Origin of the sequence: Micromonospora matsumotoense (assembly GCF_050951065.1) — a bacterium.
Classification (GTDB): Bacteria; Actinomycetota; Actinomycetes; order Mycobacteriales; family Micromonosporaceae; genus Micromonospora; species Micromonospora matsumotoensis.
Window position 1 is genome coordinate 5726168 of sequence record NZ_CP192025.1, and the last position, 23885, is coordinate 5750052.

18 protein-coding genes and 1 riboswitch are annotated in these 23885 nt (G+C 72.7%); of the genes, 8 read left to right on the forward strand and 10 right to left on the reverse strand.

Annotated features, from left to right (window positions below):
• Positions 1 to 58: 58 nt before the first annotated feature.
• Entirely contained in the window at positions 59 to 1102 is a 1044-nt protein-coding gene (locus tag ACQP1S_RS24200; RefSeq protein WP_091238230.1) for an extracellular solute-binding protein, read from the reverse strand.
• A 48-nt stretch (positions 1103 to 1150) separates the two neighbouring features.
• Entirely contained in the window at positions 1151 to 2314 is a 1164-nt protein-coding gene (locus ACQP1S_RS24205) for an ROK family protein (RefSeq protein WP_091238233.1), read from the reverse strand.
• Between the two features lie 416 nt (positions 2315 to 2730).
• Between ACQP1S_RS24205 and ACQP1S_RS24210 the strand changes: the two genes are divergently transcribed.
• Complete coding sequence (locus ACQP1S_RS24210; protein WP_432899510.1) at positions 2731 to 5424, forward strand: sugar-binding protein; 2694 nt, start codon at positions 2731 to 2733, stop codon at positions 5422 to 5424.
• A 137-nt stretch (positions 5425 to 5561) separates the two neighbouring features.
• Here ACQP1S_RS24210 and ACQP1S_RS24215 read toward each other — a convergent pair whose 3' ends face one another.
• Entirely contained in the window at positions 5562 to 7292 is a 1731-nt protein-coding gene (locus ACQP1S_RS24215; RefSeq protein WP_432908272.1) for a glycoside hydrolase family 3 protein, read from the reverse strand.
• Positions 7293 to 8213: 921 nt separating this feature from the next.
• Positions 8214 to 8702, reverse strand: coding sequence for a DUF3145 domain-containing protein (locus ACQP1S_RS24220; protein ID WP_091238241.1), 489 nt, complete (start codon positions 8700 to 8702; stop codon positions 8214 to 8216).
• Between the two features lie 339 nt (positions 8703 to 9041).
• On the opposite strand from ACQP1S_RS24220, the gene ACQP1S_RS24225 reads away from it, so the two are divergent.
• Positions 9042 to 9371 carry a hypothetical protein gene (locus tag ACQP1S_RS24225; RefSeq protein WP_091238244.1) on the forward strand — a complete coding sequence of 110 codons (330 nt, stop codon included), beginning with the start codon at positions 9042 to 9044 and terminating at the stop codon, positions 9369 to 9371.
• Positions 9372 to 9484: 113 nt separating this feature from the next.
• On the opposite strand, the gene ACQP1S_RS24230 is transcribed toward ACQP1S_RS24225, so the two are convergent.
• A complete protein-coding gene (locus ACQP1S_RS24230; RefSeq protein ID WP_432899515.1) occupies positions 9485 to 10051 on the reverse strand; it encodes a carbonic anhydrase in 567 nt (188 codons plus the stop codon).
• A gap of 368 nt (positions 10052 to 10419) precedes the next feature.
• Between ACQP1S_RS24230 and ACQP1S_RS24235 the strand changes: the two genes are divergently transcribed.
• The 4 genes from ACQP1S_RS24235 (at position 10420) to ACQP1S_RS24250 (ending at position 16148) form a co-directional block, all read left to right on the forward strand.
• On the forward strand, positions 10420 to 11400 hold the full coding sequence (locus ACQP1S_RS24235) for an alpha/beta fold hydrolase (RefSeq protein WP_432899518.1): 981 nt from the start codon (positions 10420 to 10422) through the stop codon (positions 11398 to 11400).
• 208 nt (positions 11401 to 11608) lie between these two features.
• Positions 11609 to 13726, forward strand: a complete 2118-nt coding sequence (locus tag ACQP1S_RS24240; RefSeq protein WP_432899521.1) for a HelD family protein — start codon at positions 11609 to 11611, stop codon at positions 13724 to 13726.
• A 116-nt stretch (positions 13727 to 13842) separates the two neighbouring features.
• On the forward strand, positions 13843 to 14757 hold the full coding sequence (locus ACQP1S_RS24245; RefSeq protein WP_432899524.1) for a cation diffusion facilitator family transporter: 915 nt from the start codon (positions 13843 to 13845) through the stop codon (positions 14755 to 14757).
• A 196-nt stretch (positions 14758 to 14953) separates the two neighbouring features.
• Positions 14954 to 15085, forward strand: a riboswitch (cyclic di-AMP (ydaO/yuaA leader).
• Positions 15086 to 15089: 4 nt separating this feature from the next.
• Positions 15090 to 16148: a coiled-coil domain-containing protein gene (locus ACQP1S_RS24250; RefSeq protein WP_432899527.1), complete on the forward strand. Its 1059-nt coding sequence runs from the start codon at positions 15090 to 15092 to the stop codon at positions 16146 to 16148.
• A gap of 144 nt (positions 16149 to 16292) precedes the next feature.
• On the opposite strand, the gene ACQP1S_RS24255 is transcribed toward ACQP1S_RS24250, so the two are convergent.
• Both ACQP1S_RS24255 and ACQP1S_RS24260 read right to left on the reverse strand, forming a co-directional pair.
• Entirely contained in the window at positions 16293 to 16760 is a 468-nt protein-coding gene (locus ACQP1S_RS24255) for an SRPBCC family protein (RefSeq protein WP_432899530.1), read from the reverse strand.
• Positions 16761 to 16857: 97 nt separating this feature from the next.
• Positions 16858 to 17220, reverse strand: coding sequence for an STAS domain-containing protein (locus ACQP1S_RS24260; protein WP_091238258.1), 363 nt, complete (start codon positions 17218 to 17220; stop codon positions 16858 to 16860).
• 333 nt (positions 17221 to 17553) lie between these two features.
• Between ACQP1S_RS24260 and ACQP1S_RS24265 the strand changes: the two genes are divergently transcribed.
• Together ACQP1S_RS24265 and ACQP1S_RS24270 are read left to right on the forward strand one after the other, a co-directional pair.
• Positions 17554 to 17697 carry a hypothetical protein gene (locus ACQP1S_RS24265; RefSeq protein ID WP_357777625.1) on the forward strand — a complete coding sequence of 48 codons (144 nt, stop codon included), beginning with the start codon at positions 17554 to 17556 and terminating at the stop codon, positions 17695 to 17697.
• Positions 17698 to 17895: 198 nt separating this feature from the next.
• The gene (locus tag ACQP1S_RS24270) at positions 17896 to 18294 is read left to right on the forward strand and encodes a hypothetical protein (protein ID WP_091238261.1); all 399 of its coding nucleotides are present in this window, start codon (positions 17896 to 17898) and stop codon (positions 18292 to 18294) included.
• Between the two features lie 442 nt (positions 18295 to 18736).
• Here ACQP1S_RS24270 and ACQP1S_RS24275 read toward each other — a convergent pair whose 3' ends face one another.
• The 3 genes from ACQP1S_RS24275 to ACQP1S_RS24285 all read right to left on the reverse strand — a co-directional run bounded on the left by ACQP1S_RS24275 (position 18737) and on the right by ACQP1S_RS24285 (position 23762).
• Entirely contained in the window at positions 18737 to 21502 is a 2766-nt protein-coding gene (locus ACQP1S_RS24275; RefSeq protein WP_432899535.1) for a cellulose binding domain-containing protein, read from the reverse strand.
• Positions 21503 to 21678: 176 nt separating this feature from the next.
• A complete protein-coding gene (locus ACQP1S_RS24280) occupies positions 21679 to 22074 on the reverse strand; it encodes a hypothetical protein (RefSeq protein ID WP_432899538.1) in 396 nt (131 codons plus the stop codon).
• On the reverse strand, positions 21996 to 23762 hold the full coding sequence (locus ACQP1S_RS24285; protein WP_432899541.1) for a hypothetical protein: 1767 nt from the start codon (positions 23760 to 23762) through the stop codon (positions 21996 to 21998). Before ACQP1S_RS24285 ends, ACQP1S_RS24280 begins: the two co-directional genes overlap by 79 nt.
• Positions 23763 to 23885: the final 123 nt, after the last annotated feature.

Consider the following 23885-nt stretch of genomic DNA (forward strand, 5'->3'; position numbering starts at 1 on the left):
CCGTCGCGGCGAGGGCGGGCGGTGCCGGGGGCGGGACGTGCCCCCGGCACCCGTGCGGTCAGCCCTTGTTCTTGATCTGGCTGTTCCAGTTGTTGATCCACTCGGTCTCGTTCTTGCCGATGATGTCCCAGTTGACGTCGAGCGGCTTGAGGTTGAGCTGGGCCAGCCACTCCGGCTGCTGGGCGATCTCCACGGCCGGGATCTGGAAGTAGTCCTTGGCCAGGTCGGCGCGGAGCGTGTCGTCGAAGAGGAACTCGATGAACTTCTGCGCGCCGGCGCTGTTGCCGCCCTTGACCGCGGCCAGCCCGTCGACCAGCACCGGGGCGCCGGAGGCCGGCATCACGTAGCCGAACGGCATGTTGGACTGGTTGGCCTGGAGCAGGATGTCCTGGAGGTTCCAGGCGCTGAGGGTGCCCTGCTGGCGGGAGAGCTTGAGATAGAGGTCGGCCGGGTTGGCCGCGTACGCGCCGGTGTTGGCGTCCAGCTTCTTGAGCCAGTCGTAACCCGGCTGCGGGTTGCTGCCGTCCGGCGACTGCCGCATGATCATCGCGGCGTAGATCGACCGCATGGTGCCCGAGGCGGCCACGTCCCGGATGATGATCTTGTCTTTCCACTCCGGCTTCAGCAGGTCGTCCCAGTCCTTCGGGGCCTGCTCCGCGGTCAGCGCCTTGTTGTTGTACATGATGACCTCGGGCAGCAGGATCTCACCGAACCAGCGCCCCTCGGCGTCCTTGTACTTGGCGTCCATCTTGCCGGCGAACGCGGGCTGCCAGGCGGTCAGCAGGTCCTCGCCGGCACCGGCGGACAGCCCCTGCTGGGTGCCGCCCCACCAGACGTCGGCCTGCGGGTTGGCCTTCTCGGCCCGGACCCGCTCCAGGATCTCCTGGGCGCCCAGGTTGAGGATCTCCACCTTCCCCTTGTACTCGGGGTACTTGGCGGTGAACTTGTCCACGACGAAGGTGGAGACCTTCTTGTCGCGGGCGGTGTAGATCGTCAGCTTCTCCGTCTCACCCGCAGCCGTGTCGTCCGAGCCGCCGCCGCAGGCGGTGCCGGCGGCGAGGACGGTGGCGAGCGCTCCGGCGAGTAGAAGTCGACGTCTCATGGGGTACCTCCGAGGTGTTGGGGAGAGGAGCTCAGCGGTGCGGTCAGGTCAGGGGGCCGGCAACAGGGTGGGCAGTCCGGCGGCGGCGGCGGAGAGGGCGTAGCTGACCGCGCCGTGCAGCACGGCCCGGTCGCCGAGCACGGCCCGGCGTACCTCGGTGGTGCTGGGTACGGCGGCGGTGACCAGGCCCTGGAGCCGGTCGACGGCGGCGTCGTCGAGGTCGGCGGCGGCGCCGCTGAGCAGCACCCGGCCGGGGTCGATGACGCAGACGCAGGAGACGATCAGCCGGGACCAGGCGTGCAGCACCTCGTCGAGGTAGCCGGCGGCGCGCGGGTCGGTGGCGGCCAGGGCGACCAGCGCGCGGACCGGCGAGTCGGGGCGACGGCCCGGGGCCAGCGCGACCACCCGCTCGGCGATCGCGTTCTCCGACCAGCGGGCCTCGAACGGGCCGATCCCGTCGTGTCCCCGGCCGGCCGGGTCCAACGGCAGGAAACCCACCTCGCCGGCCGCGCCCCGGGCACCCCGCCGGACCTGGCCGTCGAGCACCAGGCCCGCGCCGATGCCGTCGGCGACGTGCAGCAGCAGCAGGTCGGCGACGTCCATGCCGGCCCCGGCGGCGTGTTCGCCGGCCGCCATCAGGTTGACGTCGTTGTCCACCACCACGGGCACGCCCAGCGCCCGCTGGACCGACTCCCCTATCGGACGGCCCTCGATCAGGCCGACCGAGGGGGCCAGCCGGACCGCGCCGCCGGAGATGACGCCGGGCGCGGCGATGGCCACCCCGCGCAGCGCCGGCAGGCCGTCCCCGGCCAGCTCGGGCACCGACCGGCAGATGGTGTCGACGATGTCGCCGGTCAGCCGGACCGCGCGGTGGGCGACCACCGCACCGTCGCTGTCGGCGATCTCGCAGCTGATCCGGGACGGCTCCAGGGAGACGGCGGCGACCAGCTCGGCCCGGGGGTTGAACTCCAGCATCGCCCGGGGGCGGCCGGCCCGGGAGGCACCCGGACCGCGTTCGATCAGGTATCCCTCGGCGATCAGGTCACGCACGAGCGGGGTGAGCGTCGCGGGGCTCAGGCCGGTGAGCTCGGTCAGCTCGGCCCGGGAGAGCAGCCGGACCTGGCGGGCGGTGGAGATCACGGATAACCGCTTGATCTCCTTCGACCGCTCCCGGCTCACCGGGCTCGTTGGTGGCGTCACCACGTCTGTCACACTTCCTTCCTACGGCGAACGAATTAAAGAGTCAAGTAACGAGTCCGTCTCAACCCGGTCACCGGTAGCCGTCGGAGCAGCGAAAACGTCCGCAATTGGGGGCAGTGGGCGGGTTCGGGTCACCGTTGCGTCGCCACGCCGGACATCCCGGACACCGCCCATTTCTTTCTTCTGCAAAGAAAGAAATACCTTCCAAAGCATTGACGCACCACCACGCCGGTCCCTAGCGTCACCGAGCGAAGGCCTTCCAGTGTGTACGGAACCCGTACCGCTGCCATATCCGGTGCACCGCGTCCGACGACGCCCACCGTTCCCCGTTCCCACCGCCTCACCGTCCACTGACGACCCCGCGTCGGACGCCCCGCGTCCGACGATGACGGTCGCTGTCCGGACGTCGTGGTTCCGGAAGGATCTGCATGCGCATCAAGGGTTTCCTGCTACCCACCGCACTCGCCCTGGCCGTGGCCGGGGCGCCTGCCACCGCCGTCGCCGCCCCGGCCGACGTCCGCCCCGCCAAGGCCGTCGACCTCGACGTCCTCTTCGTCAGCGCCCACCCCGACGACGAGGCCGGCAGCCTCGCCACCCTCGGCCAGTGGAAGGAGAAGTACGGCGCCAAGGCCGGCGTCGTCACCATCACCCGCGGCGAGGGCGGCGGTAACGCCGTCGGTCTCGAAGAGGGCCCGCCGCTGGGCATCATCCGCGAACGCGAGGAACGCACCGCGATCGGCAAGGCCGGCGTGGAGAACCTCTACAACCTCGACCGGGTCGACTTCTGGTACACCGCGTCCGCCCCGCTGTCCGAGCAGATCTGGGGACACGACGACACCCTGGGCCAGATCGTCCGGGTCATCCGGACCACCCGGCCCGAGATCATCATGACGATGAACCCGTCGCCGACCCCGGGCAACCACGGCAACCACCAGCAGGCCGCCCGGTTCGCCGCCGAGGCGTTCGCCGCCGCCGCCGACCCGAAGGCCTTCCCCGAGCAGCTCAGCGCCGAGGGTCTCACCCCGTTCCGGGCCGCGAAGTTCCTGCGTAGCGGCGGCACCGGCACCTCCGCCGCCGGGCCGCAGTGCGCGACCAGCTTCACCCCGACCGTCCCCACCGACCAGGTCTTCGGCGTCTGGGAGGGCACCCCCAGCGCCAGCGGGAAGACCTGGGCCGAGATCGAGGTCGACGCCCGCCGGGAGTACGTCACCCAGGGCTGGGCCGGCACCGCCGCCGCCCCCACCGACCCGACGAAGATCCGCTGTGACTTCTACACCCTGATCGACAGCCGCGTCCCGTACGACCCGGCGGACACCTCCCCGGAGGCGATCCTGCGCGGCTCGGTGCTGCCGCCGGCGACCGGTGGCCTGCCCAAGGACAGCGAGCTGTACCTCACCACCGACCGGTTCGACCTCGCCCCCGGCGCGACCGTCGAGGTCACCGCGCACCTGCGCGCCCCGCACAACCGGCCCCTGGCCAAGCCCCGGATCGACCTGCGGCTGCCGGCGGGCTGGAAGGCCAAGGGCTCCGGCGTGCTGAACAACGACGTGCCGGCGGGCAAGGAGCGGACCAGGACGTTCACCGTCACCGTCCCGGCCGACGCCGCCACCAACGAGCAGCAGCTCATCGGGGCCACCCTGACCACCCGCCAGGGTGTCGGGCGCACCGACCGGGCCGTCCGGGTGGTCGCCGACGTCCGGGGCACCCTGGAGCCGCTGCCCGAGGTGGGCATCTTCCGCGACTGGGCCGGCGACGGCGGGTACCCGCAGCTGGACACCCTGATCAAGCCGGTGCTCACCATCGGCTCCGGTAAGCAGCGCACGGTCCGCATCGACCTGCGCAACCACGGCCGGGTCAGCCGCGACGGCACCGTCACCCTCGGCCTGCCGGCCGGCTTCACCGCCGACGCGACCACCAAGAGCTACCCCGCGTTGGCCCCCGGCGCGACCGGTGCGGTCACCTTCACCGTCACCAACACCGACGCCACCCTGCCGACCGCCAACGAGGGCGGCACGGACGGTGACTACGGCATCACCATCACCACCACCAGCGCCGCCGGCAGCACCGTGGAGAACGGCGCGCTGGAGATCGTGCCGACCACCGAGGTCCCGGCCGCCGGCAACGGCACCGTCGACGGGGTCGCCTCGCCCGGCGAGTACCCCGGCCCGGAGCTGGACCTCTCCCGTATCTGGGAGGGGCAGGCCACCACGCCGCAGGACGCCTCGGCCACCGGCCGGATCGCCTGGACCCCCGACGCGTTGAAGGTGTTCGTCCAGGTCACCGACGACGTGCTCGGCAAGAAGGTGGTGCCGCAGGACTGTAAGCGGCAGCGCCGCACCGACAGTGTGGAGATCATCGTCGACCCGAAGGGGAACTCGGCGGACACCTCCACGGCGTTCAAGGCGGGCATCTTCCCGATCACCGACGACCCGGCCAACGGCAACCCGCCCTGCTGGCAGCGCGACGCCGACAACCGGCAGGGCCCGGGGGCGACCACCGCACCCGGAATGACCGTGGTCAGCAAGGTCAGCTCCCCCTACACCGGGTACACCATCGAGACGAGCATCCCGTTCGCGGTGCTGCCCGACGCGGTGGACCCGGCCCGGATGGGCCTCAACGTGCTGGTCTACGACTCGGACACCCAGGACCTCAGCTCGCAGTCCCGGCTGGGCTGGTCCACCTTCACCGGCGTCCGGGCCGACCCGTACCGCTACGGTCTGGCCACCCTGCCCGGCTACCAGCCGGCGGCCCGGCAGCCCAGCGCGCCGGTCTTCCCGGACACCTCCGCCCGCAGCGTGCTCAGCCCGCAGACCATCGCCCAGTCGGCCGTGGACGGGGTGGCCCCGGCCGCCGTGCCCCGGCTGAAGAACTCGGCGCTGCGGCTGACCTCGGCCCACCGGGTCACCGACGGGGTACAGGTCACCCTGCGCGCCGACCGGGCCGGCACCGCCTACCTGTACGCCTGGGACGGCGACACGGCCCAGGGTGAGCGCACCGTACGGATGGCCGCCGGTGACCGGGTCACCGTGACGGTCCCGGTCAGCGGGGGCACCCCGACCTCACTGCTGGCCGCCTTCGAGGGCGGCGGCGCCGCCGTGGCCCAGCAGGTCGCGCTGGGCTGACCCGCCACCACATGACCTGTGGCCGGCCGTCGACCTCCATCGGCGGCCGGCCACACTGGCGTCGGCCCCGTCGCCGCCGGCATCCGCCGGTCGCCCGGCCCTGTCAGCAGCTACCCCCGCCCGGGGTCACGACGGGCTCAGCCGGTGCAGCTGGTGGCGGGCAGCCCGGTCAGCGGCACCGGGGAGCGCCCGGTCGGATGGGCCGTGCCGGCCAGCACCTCGGCGAGCGCGGTCATCGAGGCCCGGCTGGACGAGTAGGTGGCCAGCAGGGTCTTCGAGGTCGCCTTCTCCAGCACGTACGGGGTGTCCATCGCCACCGTGACCGCCGCGTCGGTGGCGAGGTCCTTCGGTCCGTCGCCGTAGCCGACCAGATGCACCCGGGTGCCGCCCTTCGGCACCACCCGCACGCCCGCCTTGGTCAGCGCCTCGGTGAGCGCCGTCCGGGTCCGGTCCCGACCGGCGGAGGTGGTGACGGTGACCGGGCCGGACACCTGCACGCCACACTTGCCCCGCAGCTGGGTGACCGCTGCGGCGGCCAGCGCGGCCGCGGCGGCCCGGTGCGGGGCGCTGTCGAGCGTGGACATCGCCGGCGTCGGTCGGTCGGCGAGCCGGAACTTCATGGTCAACACCCGGGTGACCGACGCCACCAGCCGGTCGCGGGGCAGCGAGCCGTCGCGCAGCGCAGCCAGCAGCCCGTCGTACGCCTGGCCGACGTTCGGGGTCATCAGGATCAGGTCGTTGCCGGCGAGCAGGGCCTTCACCGCCGCCTCGCCCGGCGGGTAGCGCTTGGCCGGCGGCATGTTCATCCCGTCGGTGATCACCACGCCCTGGAATCCCAGTTCGCCCCGCAGCACGTCGGTGAGCAGCTTGCGGGAGAAGGTGGCCGGGGTGCCCGGGTCGACCGCGGTGACGTCGAGGTGGGCGGACATCACCGCCATCGCCCCGGCGTCGATGCCGGCCCGGAACGGCGGGAAGGCGGTGGCGTCCAGCTCGGCCCGGGGCTGGCCGACCACCGGGACCTCCTGGTGGGAGTCGGCGGCGCTGAGCCCGTGCCCGGGGAAGTGCTTGACGCTGGCCGCCACCCCGGCGCTCTGCAATCCCTGGACCGCGCCCGCGACCTGCGCGGCGGCCCGTTTCGGGTCGGCGCCGAAGGAACGTGAGCCGATCACCGTGCTGCGGGTGGCGAGGACGTCGGCGACCGGGGCGAAGTCCAGGTTCACCCCCATCGCCGCCAGCTCGGTGCCGGCGGCCTTCCAGGCGGCCTCGGTCCGGGCCGGGTCGTCGGCCGCCCCGGCGGCGAGCGCACTGGGCAGCGTGGTCACCCCCTCGGTGATCCGGGTGACCACCCCGTACTCCTGGTCGGTGCCGACCAGGAACGGTGCCGGGCCGGCGGTCAGCTTCCCGGCGGCCTCGCGCAGCCCGGCGGTCAGCTTCCGCACCTGCGCCGGGTTGTCGACGTTGGTGGTGGACTGGTTGCCGGAGGTGGGGTCGTCGGCGCTGAAGCCGACCAGGATCAACCCACCGAGCCGGTACTTCGCGATCATCTCGGCGGGGGTGTCGACCCCGCCGAGGGCCTGGTTGCCGGCGGCCGAGCCGGGCGTCACCGTCGTCGCCGAACTGCCGTACGCGTAGGGCATCAGCACCTGGCCGACCAGGTCCTCGTCGGCGAGCGTGCCGGCCAGCGCGGCGGCCCGGCGGGCCGGGTCGTCGGCGGTGGACGCGGCAACGGTCGGGCTGGCTCTCGGGACGGCCCCGGACAGGGCCGGCGCAGGAGCCTGCCCCTCCCCCGCACATCCGGAGGTGAGCAGCGCGGTCAGGGCGGCGACGGCGACGCCGGCACGTCGCGGGGAGATCGGCACCCGGCCCATCCAACCCGCGCCGAAGATCAGCGGCAACCCGACCAGGTCACGCCATGGGCGGAGGGTGCCCGTCCCCGACCGGGTGTCCGGCTGACCCGGCCCTCCTGGCCGCTGGATGGCCGGTCCGGGTGAGCAGGCTCACCCAACTCCGGGACACCGACCGAGCGCAGCGCGAAGGTCTCCGCAGCCGGTCGCGCAGTGCCGGGGCAACCACCGGCCCGGGTGAGCGGCTGACCCCTCGCGCGTGGCCCATCACCAGTGACCATCGCGCGCCTGGTCCATTACCTCGCGCCTGGCCCAATACCTGGGTGATCGTTTGACCTGGGTGATCGTCCCGGTCGGGACACTCGGTCGCCCGGCCCGGTGGCTTCCTGCCCCTGTCGTCGGGGACGCGGCGTGGCCCGTGTCTCTCGCCTCGGGTTCCATCGAGTGCCACCGCCGGCCGAGTCGGACAGGCGTGCGCGCAGACCCCATCGAGCACGCCCGTCGGCCGAACGGCCAGGCATGCGCCGCAGGTGAGTACCACTTCCCTGCGAGGTCTATGCCTGGCGGTCATGAATATGACTGACAGGCATAGACCTCGCAGGGTCATAGATGTGGAGGCGCGCCGGTGGGCGCAGGAGCACGGCAGGATCGGGAGTCGAGCCGGAACGTGCGGGGCGCGCGAGTGGGAGACAGAGCGGAGGGCGCGGAAGACGGAGCGGAGGGCGCGGGCGCACGACGCGAGTGGGGTCACGCCGGTGGGCGCACGGCAAGCGGGAGACGGGGCGGGAGGGCGCGGGCACACGACACGAGTGAGGGCACGCCGGTGGACGCGGGGCGCACGGCAAGCGGGAGACGGGGCGGTGGGTGTGGGTGGAGACGCGAGAACGGGGCGGGGAGGGCCGCGCCGCCGGCGACCGGTCAGCACGGCCACCGGCGCCGCTGTGGTCAGCCGACCCGGGTGAGCAGGGTCACCGGTGCGCCGTCGCCGGCATACCGGTAGGGCTCCAGCTCCGCGTCCCAGGCGGTGCCCATCGCCTTGTCCAGGGCGTGCGCCAGAGCCTCGGGGCGTACCGACGCCATGATGCTGCGCAGCCGGTCCTCGCCGAGCTGGATGTCGCCGGCCGCGCCCACCGCCGCCCGGAACAGGCCACGGCCCGGCACGTGCATGAAACGCTCGCCGTCCGCGCCCGCGCTGGGTTCCTCGGTCACCTCGAAACGGATCATGGGCCACTGCCTCAGGGCAGCAGCCAGCTCGGCACCCGTCCCCGACCGACCGGTCCATCCGCACTCCGCCCGGCGGGCGCCGGGATCGACGGGCTGGGCCGTCCAGTGCAGGTTGACCGGCGCGGCGAGGACGCGCGCGATCGCCCACTCGACGTGTGAACACACGGCGAGCGGGGTCGAGTGGACGTATACGACGCCACGCGTTGGCACGGTGACCTCCCGGAGAGCGAGGTGCGTCTTCCCCTACGACCTCGACCACCCGAGTGGCTGTTGCCACACATGATGACTGCTGTGACGGATGGTGCGCCAGAGAATCGGAAAATTGGCCGGCCGGAAATACCCGGACCGGTGACCGCGGTTGTGCTCTCCGACGGGCACGGTGAGCTGCCAGACACCGTGGTCGTGTATATTTCCCTGGGCGGTTCTGTGCCGTCGTACCACTTCGCGGGCCGATGAATCACTCGGGCGTCAGATGGCCAACCCGGGCGTCACCCGCTACAGCCCCCGGACGTTCCCCGTCCTCCCGTACGTCTTGCAAGGAGCATCTCCGTGGCGAGCAACACCTCTAAGACCGCGCGCGCGTCAGTCCGGGCCGGCCAGGCTGGCCAGGGTGGCGCCCTCAGCGTGCTGGGCGAGTTCAAGTACCTCATCCCGCTCAACGGCGGCAAGCACGCCTACGTGCGCAACCTGACCAACGGCAAGACCGCGCACCTGCGTACCGACTCCGACGCCTTCGTGGAGGAGATCCGCACGCTGGCCACCGCCGGCCACGCCACCAAGATCCGCGCCGAAATCAACAACCTCGCCGCCGCCCACCCGGGCGACGGCTGGGACAAGACCGAGAAGCGTCTCGTCGAGGCCGGCGTCTTCGAGGGCTGAGCCCTCCCCCGCACCACACCTGGAACCGCCCGTCGGGTCACCCGACGGGCGGTTCCGCGTCTCCCGGTCGCCGGGCCGCCGGCACGGCAGCTCGGTCCCGGGGCCGGCGGTCGTCAACGTCCGTCGTCGAGCAGGGTGACCTCGCCGGTATCCAGGGCGTACAGGGCGCCGACAACGTCGACATCACCGGTGGTCACCGGGCCGGCCAGCAGGTCCTCGGTGCGCAGCGCCCGCACCGTACGCCGTACGTGCCGACGTACCGCCAGCGGGTGGACGGCCGGGTGGTGCGCACCCACCTCGACCACCGCCGGGGCGATCCGGTCGACGAGGTAGCCCAGGTCCCCGCCCGGCCGCTGCCCCGTGCGCAGGCTCTGCACCGTCGAGGCCACCGCACCGCACCGCTCGTGCCCGAGCACCATCACCAGCGTCACCCCGAGCTGGTCCACCACGTACTCGATCGAGCCCCGGACGGCCCGGTCCAGCACGTGGCCCCCGGTGCGGATCACGCAGATCGAGCCGAAGGTCTGGTCGAAGATCGCCTCCAGCGGCACCCGCGAGTCGATGCAGCCGAGCAGCACCGCGTACGGCTGCTGGTCACCGGAGGCGACAGCCGCGGCGGCGGTGACGTCGTGCCCGTGGAGGGGCCGGCCACTGACGAAGCGCCGGTTGCCGGCGAGCAACTCCGCCAGCGCCGCCCCGGGCCGGCGGGCGGCCCGGGGCCACCCGTCAGGCGCCTCAGGCCCGGCAGGCCCGCGCGCGTCAGACCCGAGAGACCCGCGCGCGTCAGTCGCGGCAGGCCCGGCAGGCAACAGGGGCACCACGGGCAGCACGGGAGGCGGGTCGGCAGCGCCCAGGGGTCCCGGTCGGGGGGTCCGGGCAGCTCCGGCGGGCGGACTCGGCATGTCTCCAGACTGGTCGCCGGGCCGCCCCCGCGCGGGCGGGTCGGGAATCTTCTCACCACCACGGTTGGCGTGCTCTCATGTCGGGTAGCCGGTGTCATCGCCGGGTTACACCGGTGAATGTGTCCCGGTGGCCTGGGGAGGTGGCGATGCCGGATCAGCGGGAGTTGCGGCTACCCGACGAGGTACGGCTGCACGTCGAGGTGAGTGGCCCGGCCGATGCCGAGGTCACCGTGGTCCTACTGCACGGCTGGACCCTGGACGGTCGGGCCTGGCACCAGCAGCTCACCGACCTGCGGAGCCGGTTCGGCGACCGGGTCCGGGTGGTCAGCTACGACGCCCGGGGGCACGGCCGGTCGAGCTGTATGGCACTGCGCACGGCGACCCTGGCCCAGCTCGGCGACGACCTCGCGGCGGTGCTGGACGAGGTGGCCCCGGCCGGGCCGGTGGTTCTCGTCGGGCACTCGATGGGCGGAATGACGGTGATGGAGTACGCCCACCGGCACCCGGCCCACTTCGCCGCCCGGACGGCCGGGCTCGTTTTCGTCTCCACCACGGCCGAGGGGCACACCCACACCGCGTACGGCCTGTCGCCCCGGATCGCCCGGTTGATCCGGCTCGCCGAGACCACCGGGGCAGGGGTGCTGGCCCGGTGCGGCTCCTGGCGGCCGCCCCGCCCGCTGCTGCGCGCCCTGGCTCCCAGCATCCGCTGGATGCTCTTCGGCGACCATTGCTCCGCCTCCGACATCCGCCTGGTCACCTCGGCGGTGGCCCGCGCGTCGCTGCGCTCGATCGGTGGTTTCCGCGCCTCGATCGGCGGCCAGCACCGGTTGGCCACCCTGACCGCGTTGGCGCACCTGCCGGCGGCGGCGCTGGTCGGCGACCGGGACCGGTTGACCCCGCCGCCGTGTGCGGAGTCGATCGCGGCGGCGCTGCCCGCCACCGAGCTGACCGTCTGCCCCGGGGCCGGGCACATGCTGATGATGGAGCGTCCGGACGAGGTGAACGCCGCCCTCGCCGGGGTGCTCCACCGGGTGCTGGCCACCGTTCCCGCAGGTCCGCCGCCCGGCCCCCGGCGCCCCACCGGCACTCCGGGCCGCCCCGCACCCGCCGGGGCGACGGCGGGCTGAACCACCCCACCGGTGCCCCGTGCCGCCCCACCCACCGGCGGGGCGCCCCGGCGCATCGCGCGTCGGGGCGTCGGGTCGGGCAGGTCCCCGGAAGTGGCGGAGGTCGCCGGACGGGTATCGCCCCGACGCGGGTGGGCGGCTGCCCGTACCCTCATTCCGCCTGGCATGCACCCGTGCCCGGCGTCGCCGTCGCACAGGAGCCGGTACGTTGACCGACCAGACCACCCTGGAACAGGAGATCGCCGCCGAACAACGGCATCTCGACCGGGTGTACGCCCGGCTCGCCGAACTGCGTCGCGCGGCCGCCCGCGCCGAGCGGGACGGCTACCGGCTCGCCGGAGTCGGCACCTTCGGCGCGCTGGTGGAGCGGGACGCCATGGTCTTCCACGCCGCCCAGCGCCGGCACCTGTTGGACGCCGAGCACGAGGGGCTGGTCTTCGGCCGGCTGGACCTGCGCGACCGGCAGGTGCTGCACGTCGGGCGGCTCGGGGTGCGTGGCGACGACGCCGAGACGCTGGTGGTCGACTGGCGGGCGCCGGCCGCCGCCGCCTTCTACCGGGCCACTCCGGCGGAGCCGCTGGGGGTGGTGCGGCGGCGCACGATCAGCTCGTCGGACGAGAAGGTCACCCGGATCGAGGACGACCTGCTCGACCCGGAGGCCGCCCCGCCGGACATGCCGGTGGTCGGCGACGGTGCGCTGCTGGCGACCCTGTCCCGGGCGACCGGGCGGGGGATGCGGGACATCATCGCGACCATCCAGCGGGAGCAGGACGAGGCGATCCGCTCCCCCGGTTCGGGGGTCACCATCGTCTCCGGCGGGCCGGGCACCGGAAAGACGGCGGTGGCGCTGCACCGGGCGGCGTACCTGCTCTATGCCGACCGCAGCCGGTACGCCGGCGGCGGCATCCTGGTGGTCGGTCCGTCGGCGGTCTTCGTGGAGTACATCGCCTCGGTGCTGCCGTCGCTGGGTGAGGAGACCGCCACCCTGCACTCGCTGGGTTCGCTGTTCCCCGGCATGTCGGCCACCCGCACGGACGGGCCGGAGGTGGCGGCGGTGAAGGGCTCGCTGCGGATGCGTCGGGTGCTGGAGCGCGCGGCCCGGGACGCGGTGCCGGACGGCCCGCAGGAGCTGCGGCTGCTCTACCGGGGGGCACTGCTGCGGCTGGAGCGACGTGAGCTGGACGGCATCCGGGACCGGGTGTTGCACCGCGGGGCCCGCCGTAACGAGGTCCGCCGGGCCGGCTTCGACGGGGTGCTCGCCGCGCTCTATGCGCAGGCCCGCCGGTTGGCCGTCACCGGGCTGCCCGAGCAGCGCGCCTTCGAGGACGAGATCATCGAGCGGCCGGAGTTCCGGGAGTTCCTCAAGGCGTGGTGGCCGCGGCTGCATCCCCGGCACGTGCTGGGCTGGCTGGCCCGCCCGGATCGACTGCACCGGTACGCGGCCGGAATCCTCTCCCGGGCGGAGGTCGGGTTGCTGGCCGGGGCGTACCGGTCGTTGGACGCCGAGGGGCTGACGGTGGCCGACATCGCCCTCCTCGACGAGTTGGACGCCCTGCTGGGCAAGCCGGTACGACCGAAGAAGGCGAACCGGGACCCGTTCCAGCTCGCCGGCGGGGTACGCGAGCTGAGCACCCTGGGTGAGCGGCAGCGCGCCGCCCGCGCGGCGGCCCGGGAGCGGCCGGACGACTACCGGGACTACGCGCACGTGGTGGTGGACGAGTCGCAGGACGTCTCGCCGATGCAGTGGCGGATGGTCGGCCGGCGCGGTCGGCTCGCCTCCTGGACGGTGGTGGGCGATCCGGCGCAGACCGCCTGGACGGGTGACCAGGAGGAGCTGGACCGGGCCCGGGACCAGGCGCTGGGCCGGCGGCGTCGGCACCGCTTCACGCTCTCCACCAACTACCGCAACTCGGCGGAGATCTTCGCGGTGGCGGCGGCGGAGATCCGCCGGATCTATCCCGACCTGACGCTGCCGAGCGCGGTCCGGTCCACCGGGGTGGACCCGGTGGCGCTGCACGTGCCGGTGGCGGAGCTGGTCCCGGCGACGGTGGACGCGGTGGACGCGTTGCTGGCCGAGGTGGCGGGGACGGTCGGCGTGATCACGCCGGTGCCCCGCCGGGACGAGGTCGCCGGCTGGTTGGGCGACCGGGGCGGGGCGCGCCTCCAGGTGGTGACCAGTCTCCAGGCCAAGGGCATGGAGTACGACGGGGTGGTGCTGGTCTGCCCCGGCGAGATCCGGGCCGATCCGGGCTCCGGGGTGCGGACGCTCTATGTGGCGTTGTCCCGGGCCACCCAGCGTCTCACCACCGTCGAACCCACGGGCTGACCCGCCGACATCCGACCGACCCGACCGACCTGGCCGAAGGCCCGACCGTCAGTTGCATACATAGCGATGTGAGCATAGATTGGACCGGGTTCGCAGCGGCGACGGAAGGTGTGGACGTGGGCGCAGGTCATGACCACAGCGCGACGATCAGCAACGCCGCGCACCGGCACCGCGGCCGACTCTGGGCGGCGTTCGGGCTGCTCACCGTGTTCATGGCGGTCGAGGCGGTGGCCGCGTTCGGCACCGGCTCACTGGCCCTGCTCTCCGACGCCGGGCACATGTTCACCGACGTCCTCGGCATCGGAATGGCCCTGGCGGCGATCACCGCCACCCAGCGGGCCGCCCGGGACCCGCAGCGCACCTTCGGCCTCTACCGGCTGGAGGTGCTCGCCGCACTCGCCAACGCCGTCCTGCTCAGCGGGGTGGCGGTCTACGTGCTGATCGAGGCGGTCCGCCGCTTCGGTGAGCCACCCGAGGTGCTGGCCGGCCCGATGCTGGTGGTGGCGGTGCTCGGCCTGCTCGCCAACCTCGTCGCGTTCGGCCTGCTGCGCGAGGGCGCCAAGGAGAGCATCAACCTGCGCGGGGCGTACCTGGAGGTGGTCGGCGACCTGCTCGGCTCCCTCGGCGTGATCGTGGCGGCGCTGCTGATCGCCGGCACCGGCTGGTGGTGGGCCGACCCGGTGGTCGCCGTGGCGATCGGCATGTTCATCCTGCCCCGCACCTGGCGACTCGGGCGGGCGGCGGTGCGCATCCTGGTCCAGGCCGCCCCGGAGCATCTCCCGGTGACCGCCGTACACGACCGGTTGACCGCCGTGCCCGGCGTCGCCGAGGTGCACGACCTGCACGTCTGGACGCTCACCTCCGGCATGGACGTCGCCTCGGCCCACCTCACCCTGGCCGGCGACGCCGAGGTCGGCACCGTGCTCGCCGCCGCCCGGGGGGCCCTGCGGGACGACTTCCACATCGAGCACGCCACCCTTCAGATCGAGCCCGGAGCCAGCCCCGGCACCTGCGGCCCGGCCCACTGGTGACCCCGGTCGCGTCCCGGCGGAGACCGGAACGCGCTCACTTCCCGGGACACCGGACCGAAGATCGTTAGCAATTTGTGCCGTTTGGCCCTTTTAGTAGTATTCACTCTCGTACCCTCAGTCACGAGGTAGGCAGCTGTCCCACGCGTACCGGTAGGCTCGGCTCCGGCCTCCGCCAGGCGGCGCCCACCGGCGCCGGCAGTGGCCGCCGCCTAATCGCCCACCAGGGCGAACCGGGGAACCATGTTCCTGGGGTGCATCCGCGTCAGCGGTAGGGATCTTCCGTCCCGAACCCGTCAGCTAACCCGGTCGGCGGCTGACGGAAGGACATTCGCATGCACGTACGCACCACCACGCGACTACTGGCCGCAGTCGTCACGGCGCTCGCCCTGGGCGTGTCGTCCGCGCCGTTCACACCGGCCGTCGCCGCGCCCACCACCCGGCTCGTCGCCCCCGGCGACGACGAGGAGGGCGGTACCCCGGCGCTGCGCGACCAGCTCGACGCGGCCAGCAAGGGGTGGATCGGCGCGAAGGCCGCCCTGGAGCGTTCCACCAAGCGCCAGCAGGAGTTGGACGGCCAGCTCAAGACCATCGAGGCAGAGTTGGTCGTGCAGACCGGCAAGGTCGGCGAGATCGCCGGTGCGGCCTACCGCACCGGCCGCCTCGGACCGATGTCCGCCCTGCTCAACAGCAGCAGCCCCGGCGGCTTCATGGACCGCGCGTCGGCGCTGGAGACGGTCGCGGCCCGGGAGGACCAGGAACTGCGCAAGATGATCGACACCCGGGACCAGGCCACCCGGACCCGGGCCGCCGTGAGCCGGGAGATCACCGAACAGCGCAAGCAGGTCGCCACCATGGGCAAGCGCAAGGATCAGGCCGAACGCGCACTGGCGGTGGCCGCCGCCGACAAGCCGACCCCCGCCTCCACCGACTCCGGCAGCTCGGACGGCACGTCCAGCAGCAACGCCAAGGGGTCGCCCCGCAACTCTGACGGTTCCTGGCCGTCCGAGTCGTGCAGCGTCAACGACCCGACCCCGGCCAACGGCTGCATCACCCCCCGCACCCTCAACGCCCTCCAGCAGGCCAAGGCGGCCGGTTTCACCCGGTACGTCTCCTGCCACCGGCCCAGCGGTTCCGGTGAGCACCCCAAGGGCCGGGCGTGCGACTTCGCCGCCCAGAAGAACGGCTTCGGTGGGGTGGCCAGTGGCGGCGACCGGACGTACGGCAACAACCTCGCCGCGTACTTCATCCGCAACGCCGACCGGCTCGGCGTGCTCTACGTGATCTGGTTCAAGCGGATCTGGCTGCCGAGCAGCGGGTGGAAGTCCTACAGCGGGGGCAACGGTGACCCGTCCAGCGACCACACCAACCACGTGCACCTGTCGATGATCTGAGCCGGTCCGGTGGCCCGCCCACGACGGCGGGCCGACGGGCGTGGGCCCGGCCGGGGCCACGCCCGTCGGCCGTGGCGAGGTCACCGCCCGGTCAGTCCTTGGGCGCGAGATCACCGCTCAGGGCACGGGGCGTCGCGGGGTCGGTCAGTCCGTGGATGGGGGGTCGCCGGCCCGGCCGTCCAGCACCGCACCGAGCCGGCTGGCCAGCCCCAGGTGGGCGGCCCGGGCCTGACGGAAGGCATAGCCGAACAACGGTGCCGGCGCGGTGAGGGTGATCTCCACGTCGATCCGCAGCAGGTCACCCTCCACCCGGAGCCGGGTGTGGTTGCGGACCGTGGTGCCCGGCTGCTGCCGGGCCACCGTCACGACCTCGTCGTCGCCGGCCAGCAGCACATCCGCCTGATAGGTGACGGGGAACCGCAGCGGCCCCAACTCCAGCCGATCGGTGATCGCATAGCTGGCCAGGGCACCCGGCCGGGCCGGCAACCGCCGTACCCGGACGATCAGGGGATGCAGCTCCTCCTGCCGGGACAGGTCGCTCAGCAGCGCCACCGCGTCCGCCTGTGAGCAGCGCGCCTGCACCGTGTAGCTGAAGCTCTCCCGCCGGACCACCGGGCCTCCTGACCGTCATCGGTCGCACGATCGTGCCGTACCGGAGACGCACTGGCAACGTCCCGGCCGGACGGCACGGACGTCGACGGTGGGACGGTCAGGCGCCCGGCAGCACCTCGGGCGTAGCAGCACCGGCGAAGTACGGCTCCGGCGCACCGAAGAGACCGAGCAGGCCGGTCACCCAGAGCTGCCGGTGCACGAACCGGCTCGGTTCGGTGACGATCAGCTTTACCCCGCTGACCTCGGCGGTCTGGAACCCGGCGACCATCGCGCTGATCCCGACGGAGTCGATGAAGGTGACCAGTCGCATGTTGAGCTCGATCCGAGCGGGCCGGCCCTTGGCCAGCACGTCGGCGATCGCCTCACGTACCTCGTATGCGGTGTCGACGTCGATCTCCCCACGGGGGGCGATCTCGATGACACCGGCCGGCAGAACCGACTTCACGATCGACAGGCTCACGCGAGCACCTCCACTCGCCCGTCTCCGGGCGCCTCATCAGTACGCGGGCCGCGACCGAGAGTATTCCTCCGATGGCCTCGGTCGCCACCCCTCGGGATGAGCAATTCGCGGATCCGGACGGACCGGACCGTCCCTCACCGTCCCGTTGCTGGTCCTGCTCTATCCGACGAACCACTCAGCTCGGCCGTTCCAACCGTCCCAGAGTAGCGGTCCGGGTCCACCCGCAGCCGGAACCGGAAGGTCGGGCGAGCCCTGCCCGATCTCCCGGCGCAGGTTGTGCCCGGTGCCTAACGTGGGCGAGAGATGGGTCACCACGATCGAGGAGACGGATCGATGATCAAAAGACTGCTCGGGCTGGCCGGGGTCGGCGCGCTGCTCGCCCTCGTACTGGCCTGCGGCTTCGGCGGCGGCGGAGACGACGACGATGACGACGACGACGATTTCGCCCGTGCGACGTCCGTGGTCATGGTGCGCTAGAACCCGGATCTGCGATCTGCCCGAAGCGGGTTTGCGGTCCGACCGGGCGGGGCACTGCTCGATGAGCGGCCTGGCACTCGGTGACCGCCGGGTGCTCGGCGACCGGCCGGGTACGGTCGGTGCGAGAACCGTCACACGCCGCAGAGACGACGAAGTCCGAAGTGGCCGCAGACTTCGGCACCCGAGGAGGTAATCACGATGTTCGGCAGCAACCTTCTGGAGCGCCGCAGCAGGCCCGAGCGGATCGCCGACCAGGCCTGGCACCACCTGCTCTCGGCGGTCGACTCCGCCGGTGACAGCGTCCGTGACGCCGCCAGGTCGGTCCGGGACTCCGGGTTGTCCGACGCCGGCGACCTGGTCGGCTCGACGGCCGACGAGGCACGCCGCCGCGCGACGCTCGCCTTCGACGCGCTCGCCGGCCGCCGTCAGGCGCTGCCCTGGACCCTGCTGATCAGCGCCGCGCTGGTCGGCGCGGCGATCGGCTGGGCCGCCGGCACCGCCGCACGGGCCGCCGGCAGCGGAGGCGACCGGGCCGCCGACGACATCGAGTTCGTCGACGTGGACCGGCCCAACTCCCCGGTCGGCCTGGACGACTGACCCGCCCCCGCCCCGTTGCACGGCAGGCCCCGGTCGCGCCCCTCGGCGTCGACCGGGGCCTGCGCCGTTCCGCCCCCCGCCACCCCGACCCACAGGTCCGACCCGCCACCCCGACCTGCCACCCCGACCCGCAGGTCCGACCTGCCACCCCGACCTGCCACCCCGACCCACAGGCCCGACCCGCCACCCCGACCCGCTGATCCCACCCGCCGATCCGAACCGCCTCACCCACCCGCAGGGCCGCCGCCGGACTCCCCTCCCTGCGGGGCAGGCGAGCAGGCCCGCCCATGATCCACTCTGTTGGGCCGATGTAGCGGCACCAACCACGAGTTGATGCCGCTACATCGCCCCCAATGAGTGGATCAACGTGGTCCGCACGGGGCCGGACAGGCCGCCGGCTCCCCCAGGTGGATCGGGGGAGCCGGCGGGTGTCGGATAGTTGTCAGCGACTGGTGCAGGTGACCGCCGGGACGGTGTTGCTGCCGGTCACGTTGGCGGTGAAGCCGATGCTGGTGGTGGCACCGGCACCGAGCCCGCCGTTCCATCCGGCGTCACGCACCGCGACGGTCGCCCCGGTCTGGGTCAGCGTTCCGCCCCAGAGCGAGTTGATCGTCTGGCCGTTGGCGAACGTCCAGCCGAGCGTCCAACCGGCGATCGGCGCGGTGCCCGCGTTCCGCACCGTCACCTCACCCTGGAAGCCACCCGGCCACGAACCGGTCACCTTGTACGTCGCCGCGCAGCCACCGGTCGGCGGCGGGGTCGTCGGTGGCGGGGTGGTGGGCGGCGGCGTGGTGGGCGGCGGGGTCGTCGGCGGCGGCGTGGTCGGTGGCGGGGTGGTGGGCGGCGGGGTGGTGGGCGGCGGCGTGGTCGGGTTGGGGGTCGTCGGCGTCGGGGTGGGGGTGCCGCCGAGCCGGTCGGCGACCAGGATGCCCCGGCCGTTGGTGCCCAGGTAGACCCGGCCGTAGACCCTCGGGTCGCCGGTCAGCGCATCGCCCGCGTTGCCGTACTGGTGCTGGTCGTCGTTGATCCGCACCCAGGCCCCGCCGGTGTTGTCGGAGCGGTAGACACCGGCCTTGCCGTCGACGGTGCCGAAGGTGAACACCGCCGGGTACGTCTGCCCGGGGGCGGCCTTGCCGAAGCCGACGTTCACCGCCGCCGACACCCCGGCCAGCGTGGTGAAGGTGGCCCCGGAGTCGGTGGAGCGCCACAGCCCACCCTCGCCGGCCAGCCAGATGTCGCCCTCCTTGCCGGGCACCGCCTTGAACTTGACGTTGCCGGTGGTGGGCAGGCCGGTGGCGGCGGAGGCGGTGAAGCTGGCCCCGCCGTTGGTGCTGACATAGAACTTGCCACCGCTGAAGCCGTAGAACTTGTTCTTGTTGACCCGGTCGGACTCGACCACCGCGTTGGCCGGGATGCCGGTGGCGGCGGTCCACGAGTTGCCGAACCCGACCGAGCGGATCACCTGCTGCCCGGCGTCACCGGGGGCCCAGACGAACTGGCTGCCGTCGGCGGCGGCGGCGACCGTGCCGCCGTTGTTGACCCCGCCCGGCTCGCTGCCCTGGAACCAGTTCGCCCCACCGTCGGTGGAGAACGCGATGTGGCTGTCGTTGGGGCGGTCGGCGTCGGTGAAGTTCCCGGCCCGGACCATCGTCGCCGGGTTGGCCTCGGCGTAGTCGAGGCTGGTGGTGGTGGTGAAGACCGGCTGGGTGAACAGCATCGGCGGCACCGCGTCCAGGTCGGTGTGCCGGAAGCCGCCGATGTCCCCGAGCCCGCTGATCAGCGGCGCCCCGGTGGGCGGGCTGATCAGGTCCTGTACGGCGGTCTCCTCCAGGCCCTTCACCATCGGCTTGATGGTGAACTGGCCGCCGGTGTCCCACTTGGTGAGGTCGGTGCTGCCGTAGATGGTCGCGCCGGTGCCGTACATGAAGCGGTTCGAGTCGAACGGGTCGATCTCCACCGACTCGTTCATCCAGCCCAGCTTCGGGGTCTCCTCCGGGGGCGCCGGGTTGGTGCCGAAGGTCAGCCACGGCACCGAGCTGATGTCCATCTTGAACTTCTTGGTGCGCTCCGGGTAGCTGGCGAACTCCCAGATCCGGGTCCAGGTCGCGCCGCCGTCGGTGCTGCGGAAGAAGATCGCGTCCGGCCACCAGGAGATCTGGGTGGCGACCATCAGGGTGTTCGGATGCTGCCGGTCGATGGTCAGACCCGAGTAGCCGAAGTAGGCGTCACTGCTGGACGACGGGATCGGGCTGATCTGCGTCCACGCGCCGGTGGCCCGGTTGAACTTCCACACGTCACCCTTGCCCCCGTCGTACGGGCCGCCGGTGTCGCTGGTGGCGATGTAGAGGAAGCCGCCGACCGGGTCGACCACGCCCTTGTGGGCCAGGTAGCCGGTGGGTTGACCGGCGATCCGCTCCCACGTGGTGCCACCGTTGGTCGAGCGGTACACCGGGTTGGCCTTGTCCGCCACCCCGACGTAGATGGTCTGGGTGGCGTTGCCGGCCGTACCGGTGCTCTTGTCGAAGGTGACCCAGGTCAGACCCTGGTTCTGGCTCTGGTAGCCGGTGGTGTCGTTGGGGTCGGCCCGGTAGTTGCCGACGTTCGGGAAGTTGGCCACCTTGGCCCAGGTGGCCCCGAAGTCGGTGCTGCGCCACAGGCCGTTGCCGCCTTCGGCGCCGTAGTAGAGCACGCTGTTCTTGTTAGGGTCGACGGCGAGCCGCTCCCCCATGCCCCGGCCGGGCATGTTGCCGCCGTTCTTGAACGGCAACGCGGTGGCCTGCCAGGTGGCGCCCTTGTCGGCCGAGCGCAGGATCGCGCCGTTGTTCGGGTCCCAGTCGTTGGTGTACATGCCGACGGCGGCGTACACCCGGTTGGTCTGCACCGGGTCGGTGGCCAGGCTGACCACCCCGTTGTAGCCCCACTTGTCCGCGCCGACCCAGTCGAGCAGCGGTGTCCAGGACTGGCTGGCCTGCTCCCACCGGTACGCGCCGCCGATGTCGGTGCGCGCGTAGATCAGGTTCTTCTCGGTCGGGTTGAAGACGATGCCGGGGACGAAGCCACCGCCGTCGATCCGGACGTTCTTCCAGCTGTACGGCTCGGCCGCCGCGGCGGCGGCCTGGGTGGAGGGTGCGATGGTGAACTGGACGGCCACGACGGCCGTGGCAGCGGCCAGCACGGTGGTGACCGCGCCGACGAGACTTCTCCGCATCTGCGGTTCCTCTCGGGAATGCCAGGGTGAGGGTGCGACGCCCCAGGAGGGACGTCGACGGGTGCGAAGAGCTGCCCTGGCTCCCCGCCGGCACGCTTGGCTCCCGCTGCCGAAGAAGAAGTCAACAGTAACCGCTGCGCCGCCGAATTAGGAAGCGCTCCCAACTAACTCGGCCATCAGAGCCGGTAGATGACGTCCTCACCGACGATCTCGCGACTGATGCCCAGCCCGTCCACCGGCCGGGTGGCCACGTCGGCCCACGGGGTGCCGGCGGCCCAGCCGGGCAGCAGCACCACCGTGCGCAGCCCGACCTGCCGCAGGTACGCCACCGAGGTGGCGTCCGGGAAGGTCATGCTCACCGCCCGGATCCGCTCCTGGGCCTGCGGGGTGAACGAGGCGAGCCCGTTGACCACCTTGGGGAACCCGTCGGTGGACCAGAGCATCACGTGCAGTTCCCGGATGCCGTCGCTGGGCAGCACCAACGCCGGGCCGGTCAGCCCGCGCAGCGCGGCCGGTTGCTCCGGCACCGGCACGTGCGGGGTGCGGTTGACCCCCTCCAGCAGGACCAGCACCAACGGCACCACCAACGCCAACCGGGCCAGCCGCCACCGCTGACCGTCCCGCTTCGGGGCCGGCTCCCGGGTGGCCGCCTGCTCGGCCGGCGACCCGGACCACGCCGCCGACCGCAGCAACGGCCGCGCCGGTTGCGCCTGCGCCGCAACGGCCGACTCCCCGGCACGGCAGACCCGGCTGAGACGGCCGATTCCACCTTCGCAGCCGACGCCGCCGGGACGGTCGACCCGGCCGGCCGCAGCGCGGCCTGCGCTTCCCGTTCCGCCTCCACCGGCACGGCCGATGCCGCCGGTCGCAGCGCCGGCTGCGCCCCCGGCCCCACCGCCAGCTCCGCCTCCGCGCCTGGTTCCGCCGGCTGTTCCCCCGTCGACCCCGGTGCCGGTTGCGGGTCCCGGGCGGCCCGGGACGCCGGCTCACGCACCGTCAACGCACCGGCGGCGAGCAGGCCGAGCAGCAGGGTCGTCCACAGCACCAGCCGACCCGGGGTGCGCACCCCGTCCCAGCCCGGGGCGTGCTCGACCAGCGTCACGTAGCCCGGGTTGCCGTCACCACCGAACGTGGTGCCCGCCGCGAGCGCCATGCTGACCAGTGCCGCGCCGGCCAGCATCAGCCGGTGCCGCAACCGCCACACGGAGAAGAAGATCCCGGCCATCGCCAGCGACAGCAGCACCACCCCGGGCAGCAGGGTCATCTCCCCCGGGAAGCCGAGCGTGGCGCGGGCCGCCTCGTGCCGCTCCCCCCACAGCCAGGACTCCGGCGGCGCGGTGACGAACCCCCGCCACGGCGGGGAGAACATCTCGATCTGGGCCACCGTGCGCCGGCCGGACGGGTTGCGGGCCACCACCTCGAAGTACGGCGCGGCCATCGCCAGGGTCACCCCGGCGAATCCGATCCCGCCGGCCAGGTCGGCCAGGAGCAGGCGGCGCGGCACCGCCGGCCGGGCCCGCCGCCGCCGCCAGACCACGCCGTACGTCACCGCACTGCCGAGGCAGAGCACTCCCAGCGCGTACGCGAAGGGCAGGCCGATGCCGAAGCCGAGGGTGACCTGCCAGGCGGCGACCGCCCACCCGGCGACCACCCAGCCGGGGCGGACCCGGTCGGGCCGGTGGCCGTGCCGCAGTGACCAGCCGTGCCCCCGGGCCAGCATGGCCAACGCGAGGGCGATCCCCCCGATGCTGAGCACGTGCAGGTGACCGGCCTGGGCGAGCTTCCACGGGGCGTAGGCGAACGACACCCCGGCCACCGCCGCACCGGCCCGACCGGCCCCCACCTGCCGGGCCAGCGCGTACGCCCCGAACAGGGCGAGGGCGTGGGTCAGCAGGTAGAGCAGGTTGTAACGGACCACGGCGGCCACCGGACCGTCCCCGATCATCCCGAACGGGGCGTACCCGAGCAGGGTGTCGGAGTAGGCGTAGGTGTACGGCTCCGGATAGAACGTGTTCGAGTGCCAGACCTGGAACGGGTTGGTGAGCAGGGCGTGTCCGCCCCAGGCCACCTGCCACGCCTGGAGCGTCGGGTCGCCGGTGTCCTGCGGGATGGTGCTCGCCGGGTCCCGCAGGGTCGGCCAGGTCAGCACCACGGCCAGCAACAGTGCGGCGAGCGCCGCCAGGGTCCACTCGTGCCGGGCCAGCCGCCACGACACGCCCGCCAGCCGGCGACCGAAGATCCGCACCTGATCGACGTTCATCTCTCCACCCCGTCCTTTGCCGTCCGTCAGACTGCCCGAGTCCGATCCGGTTGTCGACACCGCAACCCGCCCGAATTTCGACCAGGGGTCCCCTTCGACGTCCGAATCCGATCTGAGGGGCAG

Coding starts and splice junctions, on each gene's coding strand:
- ACQP1S_RS24200 (WP_091238230.1), bottom strand. CDS start 1,102: ATGAGACGTCGACTTCTACTCGCCGGAGCGCTCGCCACCGTCCTCGCC.
- ACQP1S_RS24210 (WP_432899510.1), top strand. CDS start 2,731: ATGCGCATCAAGGGTTTCCTGCTACCCACCGCACTCGCCCTGGCCGTG.
- ACQP1S_RS24215 (WP_432908272.1), bottom strand. CDS start 7,292: ATGGGCCGGGTGCCGATCTCCCCGCGACGTGCCGGCGTCGCCGTCGCC.
- ACQP1S_RS24235 (WP_432899518.1), top strand. CDS start 10,420: ATGCCGGATCAGCGGGAGTTGCGGCTACCCGACGAGGTACGGCTGCAC.
- ACQP1S_RS24250 (WP_432899527.1), top strand. CDS start 15,090: ATGCACGTACGCACCACCACGCGACTACTGGCCGCAGTCGTCACGGCG.
- ACQP1S_RS24265 (WP_357777625.1), top strand. CDS start 17,554: ATGATCAAAAGACTGCTCGGGCTGGCCGGGGTCGGCGCGCTGCTCGCC.
- ACQP1S_RS24270 (WP_091238261.1), top strand. CDS start 17,896: ATGTTCGGCAGCAACCTTCTGGAGCGCCGCAGCAGGCCCGAGCGGATC.
- ACQP1S_RS24275 (WP_432899535.1), bottom strand. CDS start 21,502: ATGCGGAGAAGTCTCGTCGGCGCGGTCACCACCGTGCTGGCCGCTGCC.
- ACQP1S_RS24285 (WP_432899541.1), bottom strand. CDS start 23,762: ATGAACGTCGATCAGGTGCGGATCTTCGGTCGCCGGCTGGCGGGCGTG.